Annotated in this window: 20 protein-coding genes; 17 read left to right on the top strand and 3 right to left on the bottom strand. The window is 45.9% G+C overall.

Annotation, left to right across the window (positions count from 1 at the left end; all coding sequences use genetic code 11):
* The first annotated feature begins 93 nt into the window (after positions 1-93).
* The 14 genes from KAI37_RS14690 (at position 94) to glnA (ending at position 18,659) form a co-directional block, all read left to right on the top strand.
* Positions 94-1,329: a putative amidoligase domain-containing protein gene (locus KAI37_RS14690; protein WP_071641231.1), complete on the top strand. Its 1,236-nt coding sequence runs from the start codon at positions 94-96 to the stop codon at positions 1,327-1,329.
* Between the two features lie 110 nt (positions 1,330-1,439).
* Positions 1,440-4,259: a DNA mismatch repair protein MutS gene (mutS, locus tag KAI37_RS14685; protein WP_220029743.1), complete on the top strand. Its 2,820-nt coding sequence runs from the start codon at positions 1,440-1,442 to the stop codon at positions 4,257-4,259.
* A gap of 63 nt (positions 4,260-4,322) precedes the next feature.
* Positions 4,323-6,497, top strand: a complete 2,175-nt coding sequence (mutL, locus tag KAI37_RS14680) for a DNA mismatch repair endonuclease MutL (RefSeq protein ID WP_220029742.1) — start codon at positions 4,323-4,325, stop codon at positions 6,495-6,497.
* A gap of 12 nt (positions 6,498-6,509) precedes the next feature.
* A complete protein-coding gene (locus tag KAI37_RS14675; RefSeq protein WP_076293089.1) occupies positions 6,510-7,358 on the top strand; it encodes a class I SAM-dependent methyltransferase in 849 nt (282 codons plus the stop codon).
* A complete protein-coding gene (miaA, locus tag KAI37_RS14670) occupies positions 7,342-8,322 on the top strand; it encodes a tRNA (adenosine(37)-N6)-dimethylallyltransferase MiaA (RefSeq protein WP_013310583.1) in 981 nt (326 codons plus the stop codon). The genes KAI37_RS14675 and miaA overlap by 17 nt, the downstream gene beginning before the upstream one ends.
* A 20-nt stretch (positions 8,323-8,342) precedes the next feature.
* Entirely contained in the window at positions 8,343-8,588 is a 246-nt protein-coding gene (gene hfq, locus KAI37_RS14665; RefSeq protein ID WP_023989043.1) for an RNA chaperone Hfq, read from the top strand.
* 189 nt (positions 8,589-8,777) lie between these two features.
* On the top strand, positions 8,778-11,438 hold the full coding sequence (locus tag KAI37_RS14660; RefSeq protein ID WP_220029741.1) for a PBP1A family penicillin-binding protein: 2,661 nt from the start codon (positions 8,778-8,780) through the stop codon (positions 11,436-11,438).
* Between the two features lie 164 nt (positions 11,439-11,602).
* Positions 11,603-12,160, top strand: a complete 558-nt coding sequence (locus tag KAI37_RS14655; RefSeq protein ID WP_013310580.1) for a ribonuclease FAU-1 family protein — start codon at positions 11,603-11,605, stop codon at positions 12,158-12,160.
* The gene (locus KAI37_RS14650) at positions 12,157-12,852 is read left to right on the top strand and encodes a YdcF family protein (RefSeq protein ID WP_220029740.1); all 696 of its coding nucleotides are present in this window, start codon (positions 12,157-12,159) and stop codon (positions 12,850-12,852) included. Before KAI37_RS14655 ends, KAI37_RS14650 begins: the two co-directional genes overlap by 4 nt.
* Before the next feature lie 115 nt (positions 12,853-12,967).
* Positions 12,968-13,951, top strand: coding sequence for an AAA family ATPase (locus KAI37_RS14645; RefSeq protein WP_071641223.1), 984 nt, complete (start codon positions 12,968-12,970; stop codon positions 13,949-13,951).
* Between the two features lie 113 nt (positions 13,952-14,064).
* On the top strand, positions 14,065-15,351 hold the full coding sequence (gene hflX, locus KAI37_RS14640) for a GTPase HflX (protein WP_013310577.1): 1,287 nt from the start codon (positions 14,065-14,067) through the stop codon (positions 15,349-15,351).
* Between the two features lie 111 nt (positions 15,352-15,462).
* Positions 15,463-16,716 (top strand): methionine gamma-lyase family protein, encoded by a 1,254-nt coding sequence (locus KAI37_RS14635; RefSeq protein ID WP_220029739.1) that lies wholly within the window; start codon positions 15,463-15,465, stop codon positions 16,714-16,716.
* An 83-nt stretch (positions 16,717-16,799) separates the two neighbouring features.
* Positions 16,800-17,213, top strand: coding sequence for a MerR family transcriptional regulator (locus KAI37_RS14630; protein ID WP_007430683.1), 414 nt, complete (start codon positions 16,800-16,802; stop codon positions 17,211-17,213).
* A gap of 117 nt (positions 17,214-17,330) precedes the next feature.
* Complete coding sequence (glnA, locus tag KAI37_RS14625) at positions 17,331-18,659, top strand: type I glutamate--ammonia ligase (RefSeq protein ID WP_013310575.1); 1,329 nt, start codon at positions 17,331-17,333, stop codon at positions 18,657-18,659.
* A 67-nt stretch (positions 18,660-18,726) separates the two neighbouring features.
* Here glnA and KAI37_RS14620 read toward each other — a convergent pair whose 3' ends face one another.
* Together KAI37_RS14620 and KAI37_RS14615 are read right to left on the bottom strand one after the other, a co-directional pair.
* Complete coding sequence (locus KAI37_RS14620) at positions 18,727-19,914, bottom strand: site-specific integrase (protein WP_220029738.1); 1,188 nt, start codon at positions 19,912-19,914, stop codon at positions 18,727-18,729.
* Positions 19,915-20,024: 110 nt separating this feature from the next.
* Positions 20,025-20,414, bottom strand: a complete 390-nt coding sequence (locus tag KAI37_RS14615; RefSeq protein ID WP_075154359.1) for a helix-turn-helix domain-containing protein — start codon at positions 20,412-20,414, stop codon at positions 20,025-20,027.
* A gap of 230 nt (positions 20,415-20,644) precedes the next feature.
* Here KAI37_RS14615 and KAI37_RS14610 point away from each other — a divergent pair, with 230 nt between their 5' ends.
* From KAI37_RS14610 to KAI37_RS14600, 3 genes are all read left to right on the top strand, one after another.
* Positions 20,645-20,857 carry a helix-turn-helix domain-containing protein gene (locus KAI37_RS14610; RefSeq protein WP_069289748.1) on the top strand — a complete coding sequence of 71 codons (213 nt, stop codon included), beginning with the start codon at positions 20,645-20,647 and terminating at the stop codon, positions 20,855-20,857.
* A 12-nt stretch (positions 20,858-20,869) separates the two neighbouring features.
* Positions 20,870-21,136: a group-specific protein gene (locus KAI37_RS14605; RefSeq protein ID WP_069289747.1), complete on the top strand. Its 267-nt coding sequence runs from the start codon at positions 20,870-20,872 to the stop codon at positions 21,134-21,136.
* A gap of 64 nt (positions 21,137-21,200) precedes the next feature.
* On the top strand, positions 21,201-21,422 hold the full coding sequence (locus KAI37_RS14600) for a hypothetical protein (protein ID WP_220029737.1): 222 nt from the start codon (positions 21,201-21,203) through the stop codon (positions 21,420-21,422).
* Position 21,423: 1 nt separating this feature from the next.
* Here the strand turns inward: KAI37_RS14600 and KAI37_RS14595 are convergent, their stop codons facing one another.
* On the bottom strand, positions 21,424-21,675 hold the full coding sequence (locus tag KAI37_RS14595) for a YozE family protein (RefSeq protein WP_220029736.1): 252 nt from the start codon (positions 21,673-21,675) through the stop codon (positions 21,424-21,426).
* Position 21,676 lies beyond the last annotated feature (1 nt).

Here is a 21,676-nt window from a genome sequence, read left to right as displayed (position 1 = left end):
TACTCTTTGCGCCGGCTGATTCTGCGCAGGGGGCAAAGGCCCTCCTTTTTGTTGTTGTGAGTTGAAATCCGTACGTAGTCCGTAGGGGGGAATATGATGCAGCAGCCGGGACAGGCGCTCATACGCTTCAGACAGATGCCAAATGATGAAAAAAAGCGTAGACTGGAGCGTTCAGGCATAGCGGTGCAGTGGATGGATAGCAGTATAGCAGATTTTGCGATAGGCTACGCGGTGCAAATCCATCAACTGCGAGTGTTGGAAATTCGTAGACGTGCCATCGAAGGCCCTTCCAAAGTCCGCGCATACGATCTGTCTGAACTGGATCAACATTCACCGCTCTATGTCCGGATGGAGCGGCTGGCTGTACGAGCGTTGTACACACTGGGTTTGGACAGTGGTGAGGTAGTACTGACGCCGCTGGGGGAGCGCAGCTGTCAGGTGCGCGAAATCTCGGCACAGCCATGGCTGAACGATAGACGTTTGGCCACGTTATATGAAATTGCTGCGCGCGAAGGGGATGTTGAGGATGAGAATCTTTCAGCGCAACGAGGAAGAGATCGACTGCTTATCGGAATGGACCCTGAATTTGTGCTGGTTCGTATGCCCGAGGGACGGGTCGTTCCGGCCTCAAGATATTTGGGTCGTCTCGGCATAGCCGGCTGCGATGCTGTTACTCGTCGAGGACGAACACTGTATCCAGTCGCTGAGCTTCGTCCTGCGCCGAGTGGAGATCCGGCCCGTCTGCTGAAGCACCTACGTCAAGCTTTTGCAACAGCAGCTCGGCGCATTGCCGACCGCACACTCATCTGGCAGGCAGGGGGGATGCCGCAACCGGGTTTTCCGCTAGGCGGACATCTTCATTTCAGCGGGGTTTCGCTAAATGGTGCCTTGCTCCGGGCACTGGATAACTATTTGGCACTGCCTTTGGCGCTACTGGAAGACAAGCGTGCGGCTCGGCGCAGACCGCATTATGGCAATTTAGGTGATTTTCGCCGTCAGTCGTATGGAGGCTTTGAATATCGTACACTGCCCAGTTTTCTTATCTCACCACAGCTGGCGAAAGGTGTGATTGGCATGGCGTTTCTCATTGCCTCTCAATACCCGCGTTTGCAACGTAGGCCGCTAGGTGAGGAGGAGGCTCACAGAGCCTTTTATGAAGGAAATCAACTTGTCCTTAAGGAGTATATGGAACCTCTTATTTTGGACATGGTTTCACTGGAAATATACTCGCAATATGAAGCTTATGTAGCGCCATTGCTGGACAGCCTCCGCAAGGGGAAACAGTGGGATGAATCACGGGATTTGCGCCCGTATTGGAAGCTTATGTAAAACCAAGTGTCGACACCAGGAATGGTTTCATGTTATCGACTGTCATTTTTGATATAATGAGAGATAATTATAAGTTTAAACGGAACAAAGTGTGGGGGTTAGTAAACGGTATGTCCAAATATACACCGATGATAGAGCAATATTTATCCATAAAAGAGCAGGCCAAAGATGCATTTTTGTTTTTCCGCCTGGGAGATTTTTACGAGATGTTTTTCGATGATGCAATTCTTGCATCCAAGGAGCTGGAAATTACACTTACGGGTCGTGAGGGTGGTGCCACGGAGAAAATTCCGATGTGCGGCGTACCTTATCATTCAGCGGAAAATTACATACAGCGCCTCATTGAGAAGGGTTATAAAGTGGCCATATGTGAGCAAATGGAGGAAGCCTCAGCTACGAAGGGGATGGTGCGGCGGGATATTGTCCGCGTTGTGACCCCGGGTACGGTAATGGAAGGCAAGGTGCTGGGTGACAAATCCAACAACTACATGGTATGTGTCACAGAGACGGACGGGATGCTGGCGCTGGCGGCATGCGACTTGTCAACAGGTGAATTGTATGTGACCTCTGTGCCTGATTCGAAAGAATGGCTACTAGATGAAATTAACATTTATGAACCGTCCGAAATGTTGGGGGATGGTCATCTGCTCGATTTTGTGACATCCCGTATGTCCCCCGTTGGACGGCGCGTTGTGTATACGGCTTGGGACAAATTCAAGGATGATCTGGTTCGGGATCAATTTGGGGAACCCACGTGGGCAAGGCTTACGGAGGAACGCAGACGGTGCGTGTCACGTCTAATTTCCTATTTGAATGAAACGCAAAGAAGATCGTTAGGCCAATTGACCCAAATTTCGGTATATGAGCCAAACCATTTTATGATTCTGGATCCATTTACCCGCCGGAATCTGGAACTGGTGGAGACGGTACGTGAACGCGCCAAGAAAGGCTCGCTGCTGTGGCTGTTGGATCGCACAGAGACTTCCATGGGAGCGCGTCTGTTGCGTCGTTGGATTGACAAGCCGCTGTTGAGCAGCAATCTTATTGAGGAGCGCTTGGAGGCGGTGGACAAGCTATACCACCAGTTTATTTTCCGAGAGGATGTACGTGCTCAGCTTAAAGAGATTTATGATCTGGAGCGTCTGGTTGGACGGATCGCCTTTGGTAGTGCTAATGCACGTGATCTGATCGCCCTCAAGCTGTCGCTGGCCCGAATTCCGTCTTTACGCGAGCTGTGCGCTGAATCTCCTTCGAAGACGCTGAGACGAATTGCACAAACGTTGGATAGCTGTACAGACCTGTGCACGTTAATTGAGGAAGCGGTGGCGGATGAACCGCCGATTTCCGTAAGGGATGGAGGTCTTATTAAGGAAGGCTACCATCAGCGTCTGGACGAACTGCGCGAGGCGAGTGTGAACGGTAAGCGTTGGATCGCTGAGCTAGAGGCCAAGGAACGCGCAGCAACCGGCATTCGGTCACTTAAAATTGGATACAACAAAGTATTTGGTTATTATATCGAAGTGACCAAATCCAATTTGGCTTCATTACCGGAAGGTCGATATGAACGCAAACAGACGTTGGCGAATGCGGAACGGTATATTACACCGGAGTTGAAGGAAAAGGAATCTCTAATTCTGGAAGCCGAGGATAAAATGGTTGATCTGGAGTACACGCTTTTCTCCGAGCTTCGCAGTAAACTGAACGCTGAAATTCCACGTTTGCAAAAGCTGGCAGAGCAAGTGGCTGAAATTGACGTGTATCAGTCGCTGGCTTCGGTTAGCTCGGAACGGGGATTCGTGAAACCTGAGCTGACTACAGGATATGATTTCGTAGTGGAGCAGGGTCGCCATCCCGTGGTGGAAGCCGTAATGAAAGATGGCGGTTTTATCGCAAACAGCACGGTGTTGGAGGAAGCCGATGCACATATTCTACTTATCACTGGGCCGAACATGGCTGGGAAAAGTACGTATATGCGTCAGGTTGCACTTATTGCGATTATGGCTCAAATTGGCTGCTTTGTCCCTGCTGCACGTGCCAAGGTGCCAATGCTGGATCGCATTTTCACACGGATCGGCGCGGCGGATGATCTCATCGGCGGGCAGAGTACGTTTATGGTCGAAATGGCAGATATCCAAGTAATGACGGACAAGGCAACTCCGCGAAGCTTGATCATTATTGATGAACTGGGCCGAGGTACGTCCACCAGTGAAGGAATGGCAATTGCACAGGCAGTCATCGAATTTGTCCATGACACGATCGGCTGTAAGGCGCTGGTATCCACGCATTTTCATGAGCTGGCGCATTTGGAGCAAGGCCTGTCTTCACTGCGAAATTACTCTATGGCCGTGCAGGAAAGCGGCGACAAGGTGAATTTCTTGCGCAAGCTCATACCGGGAGCGGCTAGCAGTAGCTATGGTATTTATTGTGCTAGGCTTGCAGGCTTGCCCAATAACATTATTGAGCGAGCGAATGGACTGCTGAATGGTTTTGAACAGGCAGCGGCTCAAGTAACGGCAGGTACCGAGACAGTAGTAGGAGGGAAGGAAGGAACTGATCTTCGTACAGTTTCAGGGACAGAGGATATTTCTTCTTTGACCGAATTTAATTCAGGCCAAACATTGCGAGAAAGCGGAGAAAATGCATCATCAGCTCAGTCTTTATCACAGCAGGCCACCCTGGTAAAAGAAGATACTCTGCAGACGGTGGAAACTTCCAGCATGTTGGAGCAAGGAGTAACCGAAGTAGTACAGCTGTCCATTTTCGGAGAGCAGGAGCTTGCCGCCTCCAAGCCACATGCAGAGACAGTAGAGGCTAATCCGATTGTGCGCCAAATTTTGCGCAAGGTGAAAAATGCTGATGTCATGAATATGACTCCTTTACAGGCAATGCAGCTATTAAATGATCTTAAAAACAAGGCCAATGGCCTATAGTTAAAATAAGTGACATTATTCTTGTTTTTCATCACACTTTGAAGTCAGGAGGAGGTTAAAAGGATGTCTAAAATTCGGGTACTGGATGAACATATTGCGAACCAGATTGCTGCCGGTGAGGTCGTAGAACGTCCAGCCTCCGTCGTGAAGGAGCTGGTGGAAAATGCGATTGATGCAGGCGGTACGCGGGTGGACGTATGGGTAGAAGAGGGCGGCCTGCAAAGTATCCGGGTGACGGATAATGGAAGTGGCATTGAGCCCGAAGATGTGGAAACGGCGTTCTATCGGCACGCGACAAGCAAAATTGGACATGGTCGCGACCTGTTTCAGATCACAAGTCTCGGCTTCCGAGGAGAGGCGTTGCCAAGTATTGCGGCTGTATCGAAAGTAGAGTTGCTTACAGCAGCCGGAGATGATGGACGTGCCCGTAGATTGGTGATTGAGGGCGGTAAGTTGTTGCTTCACGAGGATGCTGCTAGTAGACAAGGGACGGATTTTACCGTACGGGAGCTGTTTTTTAATACACCTGCACGGCTGAAATATATGAAAACAATCCAGACCGAGCTGGGTCACATTTCGGATGTATTGTATCGAATGGCGCTTTCGCATCCAGAAGTAGCCTTCACATTGCGGCATAATGGCAATACATTGCTGCAAACGCTGGGTAATGGTGATTTGCTGCAGGTGATTGCCGCTATTTACGGAACTTCTGCGGCGAAATCCATGCTGCTGCTGGCAGGAGAGAGCCTCGATTACCGAATTAGCGGCTATGTCAGCCGTCCAGAGTGGACGAGATCAAATCGAAATGCGATCTCGACGGTAGTGAATGGACGTTTTGTGCGAAGCTACGGGCTTAATCAGGCGTTGCTCAAGGCGTATCATACCTTGTTGCCAATCAATCGTTTTCCGCTGGCTGTGATCCAACTGGAAATGCATCCTTCTTTGGTGGATGTTAACGTTCATCCTGCCAAGCTGGAGGTAAGGTTCAGCAAAGAAGCTGAACTGTTTCAGCTGGTTGAAGATTCGGTAAAAGCTGTCTTAGGGCAACAAGTGCTGATTCCGAAGGCAGTCAAGCGCGAGATCGGTGGCAAGAACAGTGGCTCGTTTGTGCAGGAACAGTTTCACTTCTCGAAGGGAAATGGTGCGGAAGGGGATGCTCCTTCCGGCAAAGACCGAGGGGGAGCACTACCACTTTCCGTGACTTCGCCGGAGAGCCAGGTACCGCGCCAATCCAATTACTTGAACAGAAACGAAGAGAATAATAGAGGTAGCCAGGAGCGTGAGCAACGTCCGAGCAGGGATAGCCTCTCAGCCATTGGACGGGCAAACAACCTTTCAGGTAAAAGTATTAGTGATGATGAACTGGATGCAGATTTTATAGAAGAAAACAACGGGAGTGAAGTTAGAGGGGACGTGCCGCTCCCTGATGGAGCGACTGTACAGTCGTCCGAAGGAGATAATGCCGCAATAGGCACATCTTCCTTATACAGCGGGGGGATACAGGAAACGGCTGCTTCTGCTGCTTACCCATCTTCTATGCCGCCGATTGCGGGACACGCTACGGATTCCCGTCATTTCGCAGATCAGAAGCCGCGCCAGCAACGTCTAGATGCCGAGCAATTGGCAGCGGTGTCGGGAGAAGTTCCAGAGTTGCCTACTTTTCCTGAACTGAATTTAATCGGTCAGCATCATGGGACATATCTGATTGCACAGAACGATCAGGGTTTGTATTTAATTGATCAACATGCCGCACATGAACGAGTCAATTATGAATTTTATTATGAAAAATTCGGCAATCCCGAGTCAGTATCGCAGGAACTGCTACTGCCAATTACACTGGATTTTACGCCTTCCGAGACGGAAAAGTTGAAAACAAGGCTGCACTGGTTTGAACAGGCGGGGGTGTATTTGGAGCATTTTGGCGGTCAAACCTTCCGTGTCAGCTCTTACCCGTACTGGCTTCCCCAAGGGGAAGAAGCGGATGTCATTGAGGAAATGGCCGGATGGGTGCTGGAGGAAAGAGCCATTGATCTTGCTAAGCTGCGGGAAGCGGCCTCGATCATGTGCTCCTGCCGGGCTTCGATTAAGGCAAACCAGAAGCTGACTGACCAACAGGCTATCGTGCTGCTAGAGCGTTTGGCAGCGTGCAAACAACCATATACTTGCCCTCATGGGCGACCTATTGTGGTTTCCTTTTCCACATATGATTTAGAGAAGCTGTTTAAAAGAGTAATGTAAGGGAGTATATATATGTTGCAGGATCGGGAAAACCGTGAAGAAGAGCAGTCGAGCCTATGGGAGAAGCAAATCGAATTACTGGTCACGACAGGGGATTCCCCCTCGGCTGAGGTTATGGAGCGAGCGAAGCTGCTTGCAGCCGAGTTAGGGGTGCTGTATGCCCCTCGTCGTGGCATATCGGTAGCTAAGCTAATCGCGGCTCACAAAGTCCGCCAGGCATTGGTACTGGTGCAGGGCGGAGTGAGACTGATTAGCCCAGAACAACCACCGATGGTTTTTCACCCGAGTATGGGCTTTATTCGTGCCAAACGGGTATTAAAGGGTGAGCCTGACCCGATGTTGACGGCTGCCCGACTCATCCAGGGTGATACTGTGCTGGATTGCACCGCAGGACTTGGTACGGATTCTCTTCTATTTTCAATTGGAACGGGAAGCTCTGGACAAGTCACGGCTGTGGAGAGTTCTTTCCCCGTCTACGCTTTAATCAAGGATGGAATGAGGCATTACCGTTCCGGCAACGCTGAAGTAGATCAGGCCTTTTCCAACATTGACGTTCGTTTTGGTCATCATTTGGACTATTTGCGTAGTTTGCCGGATCGCAGTATAGATATTATTTATTTTGACCCCATGTTCCGTGATCCGTTGCTCGATTCCAGCGCAATCGGTCCATTGAGAGGGTTGGCTAACCCAGACGCGTTGATTGAGGAAAGTATTATTCATGCGAGACGGATTGCACGAAAAACAATTGTATTAAAAGAAAAGCGGGGTAGCGGGGAATTTGCCCGCCTCGGCTTCCGTGTGGAGCAGCGGGGCACAACGAAAACAGTGTACGGAGTGATTGATATTGACAGTAGCACCTAAGCCTAAACTACTTGTTCTTGTTGGCCCGACTGCGGTTGGCAAGACGAAACTAAGCATCGAGATGGCTCGACAATTTGACGCAGAAATTATTTCCGGGGATTCCATGCAGGTATACCGTCATATGGACGTTGGAACCGCCAAAATTTCCAAACAGGAAATGGAAGGAATCAAGCACCATTTAATTGATATTCATGAGCCTGAATACCCATATTCAGTAGCCCAATTTCAGGAAGACTGTCGTCGTCTCATACCTGATATACAATCTAGAGGAAAGCTACCGTTTATCGTAGGCGGAACAGGTTTATATGTAGAATCAGTCTGCTATGAATACCAGTTTTCCGAGGTAGGGGCTGACGAAGCTTTTCGTCAGGAACAGCTTGACTATGCCGAACAGTTTGGAGCTGAGGCGCTTCATGCGCGACTACAGGCGGTTGATCCCGAAAGTGCACTTCGTCTGCATCCTAATGATCGTCGTCGTGTCGTTCGGGCACTGGAAATTTACCATGTTAGCGGAACGACACTTAGCTCTCAACTTGCCAGTCAAAAAAAGGAATCTCCCTACCAACTCTGCATTGTAGGTTTGACAATGGATAGGCAAATGCTATATAAACGTATTGAAGACCGAATTGACGGGATGCTCGATCAAGGGCTTGTTGCTGAGGTAACCTCCTTAATGGAACGGGGAGTGCGAAGCGATGCCATCTCCATGCAAGGTCTAGGCTATAAAGAGATATCCTCCTACCTGCGGGGAGAGGTGTCTTTGGAAGAGGCGGTGACTTGGCTAAAACGGGATACGCGTCATTTTGCGAAGCGACAGCTCTCGTGGTTTCGCCATATGAAGGATATCCAGTGGGTAGATGTCACTGATTTCGGAAATTTTTCTGCTCATGCAGCCCGAATACACGAAATTATAGCAGGAAAGTTCCGGACAGACCTTGAATATACTTCAAAACAATCCAAATGATTATTGGGGGTACGGCTAAAATGAACAAGTCCATTAATATCCAAGATACGTTTCTGAATCAATTGCGCAAGGATTCTATACCTGTAACGGTATACCTCATCAATGGATTTCAGGTGCGAGGGACGATTAAAGCATTTGACAATTTTACGATTGTTATCGACTCGGATGGAAAGCAACAGCTGATTTACAAGCATGCCATCTCCACCTTTACACCGCAACGCAATGTATCGCTTGTACAGCAACAGGATAACGCTAGCGATAACTGATTACGGCTTGACGGTCGCCCGGGTTCATGAAACTTTTCAGGCGTCCGTCTCGTCTAACTGTATAGGAATGTGACCGGGAGCAACCTGATCAGGGTTGTTCTTTTCATTCCGTTTACTTTCATGCTGCCGACAGCAAGCTTTAAGCTATGTTAGGTATCATATGATTATTCGCGAAAGGGAGTCAGGGGAATGCCAAACGATTCATTGTCCAGATCCGGCAATCGCAATAGAAACACATCTAAAGAGAAGCCGAAGGGCAAGAAAAAGAAAATAACAGGTAAGCGAGTGGGGTGGACGCTATTTATTACAGCGGCGTTAGCCATATTTTGCGCACTTGGTGGATATTTATTTGTTATGGTTAATGGCGAAAAAATTTACAAAGCCAACAAGGACAAAATTACAGTGAACGAGACATCGAAGGTTTATGACCGCAACGGTGTGCTCATGGGTGAGTTGTCTGTGCAAAAAAGCGATCCTGTCAAAAGTGAAGAAATTCCACCGTTGCTCAAAAAAGCATTTATTGCAACCGAGGATAAGCGTTTTATGGAGCATCAAGGGGTTGATATTTGGTCTATCGGCCGGGCAGCCGTTAAGGATATCGTGGCCCGTTCGGCGGTGGAGGGCGGCAGTACGCTGACTCAGCAGCTGGCCAAAAACTTGTTTTTGACACGTGACAAAACCTTTTTCCGTAAAGCGACAGAGGTATCCATCGCAATGGCGTTGGAGCGGAATTTGACTAAAGATGAAATTATTACACTCTACCTGAACCGGATTTGGTTTGGACGCTCGTATTCTGGAATTAAGGCAGCGTCGGAAGGCTATTTTGGGCAAACGGATTTGAATAAATTAAAATTGTGGCAGGTTGCTACACTGGCAGCTATTCCAAAAGGGCCATCCAAGTATAATCCGATTAGTAACCCGGAAAATTCAAAGGCCCGGCGTGCTGTGGTTCTCCAGCTGATGTTTGAGCAGGGAATGATTGGAAAGCAGGAGATGGAAGAAGCCAAGGCTGTAAATTACGATTACAAACAGCCGGAAAAAGTTCAAAAGTATCAAAATTTTATGGAATATGTCATGGATGAGGCAGAGGATGCGTTGCCAGGAGTTAGCGGCAATGATCTGATTATTGGCGGTTACAAAATTCATACCACAATGGATGCCCAGGCTCAAAATGCGCTGGATCAGGCGATGGCAGATGATGACATGTTCGAAAAAAGTCCTGACGATCAGCCTGTTCAAGCCTCGATGGTCATTATTAACAACCAGACAGGTGGAATTGCCGCAATGGCACCCGGACGGGATTACAAAAAGGGAACCTTCAATCGTGCGACACAGAGCCGCAGACAGCCAGGATCGGCCTTTAAGCCGATTGTAGCCTATGCGCCAGCTCTTGAATCCGGTAAGTTTACGATGGATACCCCTTTGAGTAACGAACGCCAGAGTTTTAACGGATACAGTCCGAAAAACTTGCATGGTTACTCGTCGACCATCAGCATGCTCGACGCCATTACGAAGTCTGAAAATATTCCGCCTGTATGGTTGCTGAACCAAATTGGTGTGGAAAAAGGGGTTCAATTTGCCGAGAGCGTAGGCATTCCGATGGACAAAAATGATCACTCACTTGCTATCGCATTGGGTGGATTAAGCAAAGGAACGAATACCCTTGAAATGGCGCAGGCGTACAGCGCTTTTGCTAATAAAGGACAATTCCAAAAAGCTTATTCTATTAAGCAAATTAACAATAGTGATGATCAAGTTGTTTATACTCATGAAGAGGAAACTAAATCTGTAATGAGTGAAAAAACGGCTTATGAAATGACACAAATGATGCAAAATGTAGTCAATAGCGGTACAGGTCGTAAAGCACGTATTGACTGGCCTGTAGCTGGTAAAACGGGTACGACCCAAAGTGGAATTAGCGGTAACAGTGGTAACCGGGACATCTGGTTTGTCGGTTATACACCGGAATATACCGGAGCGGTATGGATGGGGTATGACAAGCCGGACAGCAAGCATATGCTGAGAAACTACAGTGGGCAGTCGGCAGCCTTTTTCGGAAGGGTCATGGGTGAAGCTCTCAAGGGACACCCGGTTACGAAATTCAGCGAGCCGAAGGGATATGAACCACCAGTTGAGCAGAAGCCAGAAGAGCCGGTTCAGGCTACCGCTCCAAGCGGACTGAGCGGGTCTTATAGTCAGGACACCCAAATTGTATCGTTGTCATGGACTGCGGCTACGGGGGATAATGTACAATACCGTGTGTATCGCAAAGGGACTTCCGATACAGGCTTTGCGGCAATCATGGAGGCCATGAAGGGCACGAGTGGTGAAGACACGTCTCCTATAGCTGGAAACACGTATGAATATTATGTAGTAGCTTATGGGGCGGATGGTAAAGAATCCGAGGCTTCTAATACGATTCGTGTGGAAATTCCGGCAGAGACTACTCCGGTTGATCCACAGCCAGGGACTGCTCCAAACGAGAATGGAACCTTACCGGATAATGGCGGGGCTACAGACGGACAAAACGGTACAGATCAGGGAAATACATCTCCTGGCGGTACCAATAACAATAATGGCTCAGGTCAGGTTCCGGTATCTCCTGGAGATACTAATGGGAATGGTGCTGGAGGCACAGGTAACAATAGTGGCAATTCCGGCAATGGAAACGATACTAATCAGGGAAATGGTCAGACTACTACGCCGGATGCAGGTATTTCTAATGAAGATACTATGGTAAATCCAGAAAACACGGATGCATCTACGCCTGAAGGCACAACCGATGGAACTCAGGAAGGCAATTCTAACGGTCATTCGAACTCCAATCGTGGACGTCACAATCGGAATTAGCAAGTATTGCTTTATGCAAGTTGGATTTGCTTCAAATCAAAGGTATTCTCGGATCAGTTCACGGTCTGAGAATACCTTTTTTGCTGTTATAAAGGGGTTCTTTTTGAGTGTACAGTTTAAATATGGTAAGCTGGTTTTACCAATGTTGGAGAGGAACATCATTTATGAAGCGCAAATTCGGAGACCGGGCCAACTGGCGCAGAATCACCAATCGCAAGTTTGCTTGCCGGTATGTAGAAAGTGATGCGTTTACAGGATATGTGACCCTGTATACAATTTTGAGTCTCAAGGAGCCGTTATGGAAAAGTTACGGTGGTCATACGTTTTGCATAGCCGATAAAGGATATTCCTGGCTGCAATATTATCCAAAAGGTGAGCACTATGTGGTGACTGCTATGTTTGACAATCGGGAGCAAATCGTTGAATGGTATATTGATACCTGCCGAAATCAGGGTGTGACCGATCAAGGAGTCCCATGGTTTGACGATTTGTATTTGGATGTTGTGGTGCTTAAAAACGGTGAAATCTTCCTAGTGGATGAGGATGAATTGGAGGAGGCGTTACAGCGGGGGCATATCTCAACGCAAGAGGCAGAATTGGCTAACCGTACAGCGGCTGATGTGTTACATCAGATAGATGCCCACGTGTTCCCCTATTTTAAAATGTCGCTGAAACACCGGGCAGAATGGTTTCACAACGGTGATTTCAAGAGAGAACGGTGAAAGTTTTGCAGTGGATTAAAGACACTGGGCCCAAACGTCCTGAGTTGAAAAGAAGGCAGAGTCGCCTTAAGAAAATATCTATGGTTTCCAAGCGTCTTGTACTTTGTTTGATGATTTTCATTTTGGTCGGATTGGTATGGGCAGGTATCCGAGTGTGGAACATGAATACGGCCGCCTCTACCACTCCGCTCCAGCAAGTGCAAATTGGTATCGTACTAGGTGCTTCTATGTGGGGAGCTGAGCCCAGCCCTGGATTGAAGGAAAGGCTGGAAGAAGCCTTGCACTTATACCGCAACGGGACGGTACAGCGTCTAATTGTAAGTGGGGGACTAGATAAACCAGATTTTCCGTATACGGAGGCTGAGGGCATGCAACGCTATTTGGTAGATAAAGGGGTCCCTGTACAGCATATTGTGTTGGAAAACCATGCGACCAGTACTTACGAAAATCTGCTCTATAGCCAGCGCATCATGAAGGAATATGGATGGACCTCCACCGTGATCATTACACATAGCTATCATGGACCTCGGGCGATGGAGATTGCTCAATTCTTGAAATTTGATCATCCCCAGATGGCTCTGACGGAATCTAAAGTGCTGAATATGCCAATTCATCAATCAAGAGAAGTATTGGCATACGCTAAATGGACGCTGCAACGGTGGTGGATCAGCGCTCAAACTTGGGTTGCCTGAATTTAAGAAAAGGCTTTGTGCACGTTCCCGTTGCTTTTATGCTAATAAGGACATGCCAGACCGAATACATTAATAGGGTAAGCTGTGCCTGAAGAAATGTTGAGGTGATGGATGCATGAACGGACGGGGAATCGCCGCGGGCAAGCGGTCGGAGGAGAGACCTTCTAGACAAATTAATGTCGTGCTGCGTAGCCCGGAGCCGATAGCTTCGGTGACTGTGGACGAGACGGAAGCAGTGGCTTCAACCAAGTCACAGGCGCTACCGCAGTATCTCAGTCTTTATCAGGAAATTCAGAAAGAACTCGATCATCTCGTCGGCTTGGATAACATCAAAGACCTGGTATTTGAGGTATATGCCTTTTTGCAAATCGCCCATATGCGCACGGATGTGGGATTGTTGAGCAATGCACACGTATATCACATGATTTTCAAAGGAAATCCAGGTACGGGGAAAACGACAGTAGCCCGCATTATCGCTAAAATGCTGCAAAAAATGGGGGTACTGAGCAAAGGTCATCTGATTGAGGTGGAGAGGGCTGATCTGGTCGGTGAGTATATTGGGCACACTGCACAGAAAACGCGAGATCTGGTAAAGAAATCTCTTGGCGGCGTGTTGTTCATTGATGAGGCTTACAGTTTGGCACGCGGAGGGGAAAAGGATTTTGGAAAAGAAGCGATTGATACCTTGGTAAAGTCCATGGAAGATCAAAAAAATCAATTTATTTTGATTCTCGCTGGATACTCGGGGGAAATGGACTTTTTTTTACGAACGAATCCTGGTCTTCCTTCTCGCTTTCCAATCCAGTTGGATTTTCCTGATTATACTGTGGATCAGCTTATCCAAATTTCCGAGATGATGGCCAAGGAGCGGGACTATATTCTCATGCCTCAGTCCATAATTAAAATGAAGGAGCATTTGCTAAACGAGCGTAATGACAGTCTTCATGCATTTAGTAATGCACGCTATGTTCGTAACGTGATTGAAAAAGCGATTCGGCACCAAGCTGTCAGGTTGCTCAATCAGTACCGGAGCGGGCAACCCGGCAAGCAGGAATTGATGACGCTGCGTCCAGAGGATTTGAAAATGGACAAAAGATAGGCGATAATAGGAATCTGAATCACATCGAATGGTATGACATCGAACGGGGGCCGGCCTGAACATCAGGTCGGTCTCTGTTCGAGAGTTGACATGAAAATAAAGGAGCAAACAATATGGCGAACTCCACTCATGATACACAAACTGAAATGCAGGACAAGGCGGTACTGGTCAGTCTGATTACGGATGAAGTCAAACGATCTGGCATCAATACGGAATACTCGTTGGATGAGCTGGTGAAACTGGCTGAGACAGCGGGAGTTGAAGTACTGAGCGTCCTGACACAGAATAAGGAAGCCAAGGATTCAAAATGGTTTATTGGCAAAGGAAAAGTAGAGGAATTGCGTGCAGTTGCTGAAGAATTGGGAGCGAATACAGCTATTTTTGATCAGGAGCTCTCGGGAGCTCAGGTACGAAATCTGGAAGAAAGTCTGGATCTCAAAATTATTGACCGAACACAGTTGATTCTGGACATTTTTGCTCAACGTGCAAAAACACGGGAAGGTATTATTCAGGTTGAACTGGCGCAGTTGTCATATTTACTCCCCCGTTTGTCTGGACATGGCAAAAATCTCTCGCGTCTCGGTGGCGGAATCGGAACACGTGGTCCTGGTGAAAGCAAGCTGGAGACAGACCGTCGTCATATTCGTGACCGAATCAGTGATCTGAAACGTCAACTGGAGGAAGTGACCCGTCACCGGTATTTGCACAGGGAGCGCAGACAAAAGAGTGGTATTGTTCAGGTCGCACTTGTTGGCTATACCAATGCGGGCAAATCGACGCTGTTGAAGCAACTGACAGCAGCCGATGTATATATAGAGAACCAACTGTTTGCGACGCTGGATCCTACCTCCAGAACAATGGAGCTACCGAGTGGAAAAGAAGTTATTCTTACGGATACGGTCGGTTTTATCCAAAATCTTCCTCATGATTTGGTTGCTTCCTTCCGAGCTACTTTGGAGGAGGCGAATGAGGCTCATCTCATTTTGCATGTCGTGGACGCTTCCTCGGATATGCGAGACGAGCAGATGAAAGTTGTAGAGACGATCTTGCAGCAGCTAGGGGCTGCGGACAAGCCTCAGATCGTATTATTTAACAAAAAAGATGCCTGTACCCCTGAGCAACTGGAAATGCTTCCTTCTGGGGAGGGCTATTTGAAAATTAGTGCTTTTGATGAAGGGGATTTGCTGCGCATTCGTGAACTGATTCAAGAGCATCTGAGTGGGGATACGTTGAGATTTCGCATTCCCGCGGAACGTGGAGATTTAACCTCAGTGCTTTATCGAATCGGAGATGTACTGCTGACAGAGTATGATGGCAATGATGTCATTTATGAGGTTGAGATTCAAAGAGGCGAGTACGAAAAGTACGGTCATGCACTCAGCGAGTTCACAGAAGGTTAACATCTAATGATGTTTTTAGATCAATAAAATGATAATGCTCATCGTTCAAAGTGAACAATAATATAACATGAATAGCCTAAGGCTGCGTAAGAGAGAGGGTCAAGAAGGTAAATGGTAGTTTTCAGTCCGGAAATTAAGCAAATTCAGGAAACGGCAGAACATAAAATACAAGAACGTATACAGCACATAGATCATATTGTAGATTCAAATCAGTGGAAGGTAATTCAGGCATTTCAGCGGAAGCAAGTGAGCGATTTTCACTTTGCGGGTTCTACGGGATATGCTTACAATGACCGGGGACGTGAGGTGCTGGAAGAAGTCTATGCGGATGTGTTCGGTGCGGAGGCAGCGTTGGTGCGTCCGCATTTTGCCTCGGGTACTCATACAATTGCCACTGCTTTATTTGGTGTGCTGCGTCCAGGGGATGAACTGTTGTACATTACAGGGAGACCTTATGATACCCTTCATAAAGTGATTGGTAAGCCCAGCGATGGAACAGGATCATTGCAGGATTTTGGCGTTACTTATGGAGAAACCGCACTGACAGTGGAAGGTAAAGTGGACTGGGAAGCGGTGGAGGCTGCGATTCATGCCAATACCAAAGTGATCGGTATTCAGCGTTCACGCGGTTATGATTGGAGAGCTTCGTTTAGTGTAGCAGATATTGAAGAAATGACAGCACGTGTGAAGGAAATAAAACCTGACGTCATTGTCTTTGTTGACAATTGCTACGGTGAATTTACCGAGAAGCTGGAACCTACTCAGGTAGGTGTCGATTTGATGGCAGGTTCGTTGATTAAAAATCCCGGTGGTGGCATTGCAGAAACGGGTGGATATATCTGCGGCAAACAAAAGTATGTAGAGCTAGCATCCTACCGATTAACTGCACCTGGAATCGGTGGAGAAGTAGGTGCCATGCTAGGTACTACACGAGGCATATTTCAGGGACTATTCCTTGCTCCAACACTGGTTGGGCAAGCGGTTAAAGGGAGCGTATTCGCAGCTGCGGTCTTTGAGGAGATGGGATTTGAGACCAAACCTGCCTGGCATGAAGAGCGTACGGATTTGATTCAGGCTATTTCTTTTAGTGGACCAGAGCATCTAATAGCTTTTGTACAGGGTATTCAGCGTGCAGCTGCTGTGGATAGCCATGTGGTGCCGGAGCCGTGGGATATGCCGGGTTATGAGCATCCAGTTATCATGGCTGCAGGTACGTTCATACAAGGGGGAAGTTTGGAACTATCCGCAGATGCTCCGATTCGTGAGCCTTATATTGGTTACATGCAAGGGGGCTTAACCTACTCTCATGTTAAATTTGGAGTGCTTATGGCTCTGCAAACGATGAAAGAACGTAAATTATTGTGAGTTTTTCTAACATGTCATTGACACTTTGCATCAGCTAAATGTACAATAAGGTGAATAATAGATCACTGGAAGGTTGATGACAAATGGGCGACGAAATTCGCAGAAATATGGCCTTATTTCCAATAGGTATTGTCATGAAGCTAACGGACTTGTCAGCACGTCAGATTCGTTATTATGAACAGCATAACTTGATAGTTCCTGCCCGTACATCGGGAAACCAACGTCTTTTTTCTTTTAATGACGTAGAGCGTCTGCTTGAAATTAAGGCGTTGATCGAGAAGGGTGTTAACATTGCGGGAATTAAACAAGTCATGAATCCGGTTACCAAGGAATCGGAGGAAGCTACGGTTATTACTGCAGATACGGAAGTCAAACGCCGTGAAATGTCCGATACTCAGCTTCACCGCTTGCTGAAACAACAACTTGTTGCAGGCAAAAGACCAGGACAGGTATCCCTGATCCAAGGCGAATTATCACGGTTCTTCAATAAAAGATAATGCTTTGACTTACCTCCTGGTATAAGGTCGCCTTACTTTAAAATCAGGTCTCATCATTTAAGTAATTTATAGAACAACTGATTCGTATATAGTCGTTACAGAAAGGGAGAGGTTAGAGTGAGTTATAGCAGAGAAGATATCCTTCGGATTGCGAAAGAAGAAAATGTTCGTTTTATTCGTTTGCAATTTACAGATTTGCTGGGCACTATTAAGAACGTTGAAATTCCGGTTAGTCAACTGGAAAAAGCATTGGATAATAAAATGATGTTTGACGGATCTTCCATAGAAGGTTATGTGCGTATTGAAGAATCTGATATGTATTTATATCCGGATTTGGACACCTGGGTTGTATTCCCTTGGGTAACCTCGGATCGTGTAGCTCGTTTGATCTGCGATATTTATAAGCCGGACGGAGTTCCGTTTGCAGGCGACCCGCGGGGTATCTTGAAACGTGTACTTAAGGAAGCAGAAGAGTTGGGATACACTTCGATGAATGTCGGACCAGAGCCTGAATTCTTCTTGTTCAAAACGGATGAAAAAGGCGAGCCAACTACAGAACTGAATGACCAAGGCGGGTATTTTGACTTGGCTCCGATGGATCTAGGTGAAAACTGCCGTCGTGAAATTGTACTTAAGCTTGAAGAGATGGGCTTCGAAATTGAAGCATCTCATCATGAGGTTGCACCTGGTCAGCATGAAATTGACTTTAAATATGCAGATGCAATTAAAGCTGCCGACCAGATTCAAACGTTTAAGCTCGTTGTTAAGACGATTGCTCGTCAGCATGGTTTGCATGCTACCTTTATGCCAAAACCTTTGTTTGGTGTAAATGGCTCCGGTATGCACTGCAATCAATCCTTGTTTAAGGATAATGAAAACGTATTTTATGATGAAACGGACGAACTCGGATTAAGCCAGACGGCCCGCCACTATATGGCTGGTATTCTTAAACATGCACGTGCAATGGCAGCGATCACGAATCCAACGGTAAATTCCTACAAACGTCTCGTACCAGGTTATGAAGCGCCTTGTTATGTGGCTTGGTCTGCAAGCAATCGCAGTCCAATGATTCGGATTCCCGCGTCTCGTGGTCTGAGCACTCGTGTCGAAGTTCGTAACCCTGACCCGGCAGCGAATCCTTATTTAGCCTTGGCAGTGATGCTGAGAGCCGGTTTGGATGGTATCAAACGTCAGTTGGCTCTGCCAGCTCCGATTGATCGTAACATTTACGTGATGTCTGAGGAAGAGCGGATTGAAGAAGGCATTCCAAGTCTGCCTGCAGACTTGAAAGAAGCTTTGTCTGAACTTATTCGGAGCGAAGTCATCTCTGACGCACTGGGCGACCATGCTCTGGCCTACTTCTATGAGCTTAAGGAAATTGAATGGGATATGTATCGCACACAAGTTCACCAGTGGGAACGTGATCAATATCTGACGCTGTATTAATAGATAAAATCCTGTAAGTATGCGGTTTTTTGGGGAATTGTAATGGGGGACATTTCAGAGGAGGTTATCAATTCTTCTGGGGTGTCCCCCAAACGTCCCCCAACTTTAAATTGTTTGAGCCGAGAATTTTGCTTGTATATTCCTCATATCTATCTATGTTACGTTTCTCTAACTTTTTAGAAATGTGTGCGTATACATCAGATGTAACCTGCACACTACCATGACCAAGCTGTTCCTGGACAAACTTTATATCGGCTCCAGCTTCAAGCATGAGCACTGCGTAGGTGTGACGAAGAGAATGGATACGTAAAACCTCATCGAGACTAGCACGTTTCAAGATACGCTTAAATGCGTTAAATAGTGTTGACTTCGGCATAGGACGCCCGTCATTCCGGCATAGAACGAGATTTAAATCATGTCGGTACATTGTTTCTCCAAGATTAATTTTATTCTGATTCTGCCAACTAGCATGATATTTCAGATCGTTGATTAGAGATGTACTTACACTGATTGTTCGTTTTGATCTAAAGGTTTTTGTTTCCCCGAATAGCTCGTCCTCGTTATCAGGTTGAAAATCCAAAGTTTCATTAATGTGAATTTTTTTCTCCTTAAAATTAATATCAGACCACTTTAAAGCAGCGGCTTCACCCTTACGCATGCCAGTCTCCAACAGTAACTTGAAAAATATCCAGTAGATATAACCATATTCTCTTGCTGTATAAAGAAAACGAGGAATATCCTCAGAATCAATGAAATCAATAGTTTTTTGTTTCCTCTCTCCCTTAATAATTGATCCTATGCATGGATTACGTTCTAACTTTCCTTGAATTACTGCGAGTTCTAAAGCACTGTAAACTGTTGAGTTAATTATTTCGACTGTTCTTCGGCTTAAGTTTTTTTCTAAACAAGCATCTAAAAATTTTTGGAACATATCTGGTTTTAAATCTTTTATCATTAATTGTTTAAAATAAGGCTTGATGTGTGTTTTTAGATTATTCATATGTTGTTTAAGTGTGTTTTTTCTAACATCTCCTTTTTTATAGTTAATGATCCAACTTTCTATATAATCAACGAGAGGCATATCAATCTGTTCGTAGCCTTGTTTTATTTTCTTTAAAAATTCTGCTGCAGCTAACTCTGCTTCCGGTTTTGTACGGAACCCCCGTTCTGATTTCTCCTTTTGCTGCTGTGTAAACGGATCGGTGTACTTTAACCGATACCGCCATCCACTCTTTAATCTTTTAAAGTTTGCCATGTTTATTCCTCCAATGGAACATGTGTTCCGTTTTTTGTGTATGTGAAACCGCCTCGCAGCGGTGAAAGCGCAAAGTGAATATTTAAAGAAGCTATTTTATTCAAATACAACTAATCTTTTTTGTTCTTTTTAGCATCCCAGAACATAGCTTCCATGACCCGTTTAATTTTTTCTTTGTCATCTTCTGAGATTAGTACGCCGTCGAACATTACTGGCACATCTTCTTCAAGTATTGTTTTAAAATCTCGAATGTCCTTTGATGTGGCCCACTCTGGGTACTGGCGATCATCTTTTTCGGCTTCTGTACGGCCAAGGAGGTAATCTACAGTTACATCAAAGTACTCGGCTAATTTTGAAGCCACCTCAGTATTTAAGGTTCGGCTTCCTTTTTCGATGTTGTATAGAAATTGAGGGGTAATTCCTAAAAATTCCGCTACTTGTACTCCTGATTTCTTTTTTGATTTTCTAATCTCTCTTATCCGGTTAGGATAACTAGACATGTCCTGTGACCGCTCCTTTTAAACTAATTGATGAATTAATGATATCAACAAATAGATTAAAATACAAACAGCAAATAGATTAAAAAGAAGCAAATAGGCGAAAAAACGAGCATTTACATTAATCTATATGATTAATAGTCTAAAATGCTTCAATATGAATCTATTTGATTAAATTTTCGTTTGATTTAATTAATCAAATAGATTAATATTGATTCAACGGAGGTGATGAAATGAAGGTTTCTGAACAAATGAGGCCACTTATAAATGAAAAAGGATTAAATCCTTCTGATTTAGCTCATTTAGTTGGGTGTTCCCCGCAGTACATGCACAATTTGCTAAATGGAAGTCGTCGGTGGAACGAAACCACGCTTAGAAAAGCTTGCGATGCTTTGGGGCTGGAGATCAAGCTGGTTCCCAAAAAATTAACAGAAAGCAACAGTTAAGGAGGGATGAACATGTTGTCAGTCAGCATTGACGAAAAAGAAGCCTTTCAACTGGTCAAATCGAAGATAGCGGAGGTCTTAAAAGAAGCTGATGTAGAGTACGTATTTTGGGATGCGGCTGAATTAAAGCGTCGCACATGTATGAGTTGGAATTTCATACAAGAGCAATTTTTTTTTCATCCCGATTTTCCAAAGCGAAAAGTGAGCAGCAAATGGTACTTCCCTGCGAGAGAGACTCGGAAGTTTTTGGAGCAATGGCTGCTAGATCAGCCTAAATGACGACTACCGCTGCCGACTCTCGATTACTTAGTTGAATCAAAACACTCAAGAAAGGAGAAACAGTATGACTACACCCAATATAGAACAACAGAATAACCAACTGCCTGATTTAAAGAATGTAAGCACGGATGATTTGATCAATGAACTAGCAACTAGACCAGGTGTCAAAAAAATATCCGTAGGGCTGTATCAACCCTACGAACTTAAAAGGAAATATCATAAAAATCAATTATCTGATGATGATGTCTATGTGGACGCAAAAGAAGTTCTAGTTATACAAAATTGATTTACGTACTTACTTGGTAGAAATCCCAAACAAATTTGAATGTTTCCAATATATCAGGATCGTTTGTTTGTGATTGCAAATGCTCAAATATTTCATCAAATGAATCACTATCAGGAAATTTCTTATCTCTCAATATATCTACTGCTAAAGATCCTATGGGAAGTTCTGCTTTCTTGAAATTAGATAACCAAATTTTAAACGTCCAAGGAATTTCTACTCCATCAACAACTAGCGAACGAGAATATCTATTCAAA

Source organism: Paenibacillus sp. S25, from assembly GCF_019454085.1.
GTDB classification, from domain to species: domain Bacteria; phylum Bacillota; class Bacilli; order Paenibacillales; family Paenibacillaceae; genus Paenibacillus; species Paenibacillus polymyxa_B.
The sequence above is the reverse complement of the archived record's forward strand: the minus strand, read 5'-3'. Positions and strand labels throughout refer to the sequence as shown.

Coding starts and splice junctions, on each gene's coding strand:
- KAI37_RS14690 (WP_071641231.1), top strand. CDS start 94: ATGATGCAGCAGCCGGGACAGGCGCTCATACGCTTCAGACAGATGCCA.
- KAI37_RS14615 (WP_075154359.1), bottom strand. CDS start 20,414: ATGTCTAGTTATCCTAACCGGATAAGAGAGATTAGAAAATCAAAAAAG.
- KAI37_RS14655 (WP_013310580.1), top strand. CDS start 11,603: ATGAAGCGCAAATTCGGAGACCGGGCCAACTGGCGCAGAATCACCAAT.
- KAI37_RS14600 (WP_220029737.1), top strand. CDS start 21,201: ATGACTACACCCAATATAGAACAACAGAATAACCAACTGCCTGATTTA.
- mutS (WP_220029743.1), top strand. CDS start 1,440: ATGTCCAAATATACACCGATGATAGAGCAATATTTATCCATAAAAGAG.
- hfq (WP_023989043.1), top strand. CDS start 8,343: ATGAACAAGTCCATTAATATCCAAGATACGTTTCTGAATCAATTGCGC.
- KAI37_RS14610 (WP_069289748.1), top strand. CDS start 20,645: ATGAAGGTTTCTGAACAAATGAGGCCACTTATAAATGAAAAAGGATTA.
- KAI37_RS14605 (WP_069289747.1), top strand. CDS start 20,870: ATGTTGTCAGTCAGCATTGACGAAAAAGAAGCCTTTCAACTGGTCAAA.
- KAI37_RS14645 (WP_071641223.1), top strand. CDS start 12,968: ATGAACGGACGGGGAATCGCCGCGGGCAAGCGGTCGGAGGAGAGACCT.
- KAI37_RS14675 (WP_076293089.1), top strand. CDS start 6,510: ATGTTGCAGGATCGGGAAAACCGTGAAGAAGAGCAGTCGAGCCTATGG.
- hflX (WP_013310577.1), top strand. CDS start 14,065: ATGGCGAACTCCACTCATGATACACAAACTGAAATGCAGGACAAGGCG.
- KAI37_RS14635 (WP_220029739.1), top strand. CDS start 15,463: ATGGTAGTTTTCAGTCCGGAAATTAAGCAAATTCAGGAAACGGCAGAA.
- KAI37_RS14630 (WP_007430683.1), top strand. CDS start 16,800: ATGGGCGACGAAATTCGCAGAAATATGGCCTTATTTCCAATAGGTATT.
- KAI37_RS14660 (WP_220029741.1), top strand. CDS start 8,778: ATGCCAAACGATTCATTGTCCAGATCCGGCAATCGCAATAGAAACACA.
- mutL (WP_220029742.1), top strand. CDS start 4,323: ATGTCTAAAATTCGGGTACTGGATGAACATATTGCGAACCAGATTGCT.
- KAI37_RS14620 (WP_220029738.1), bottom strand. CDS start 19,914: ATGGCAAACTTTAAAAGATTAAAGAGTGGATGGCGGTATCGGTTAAAG.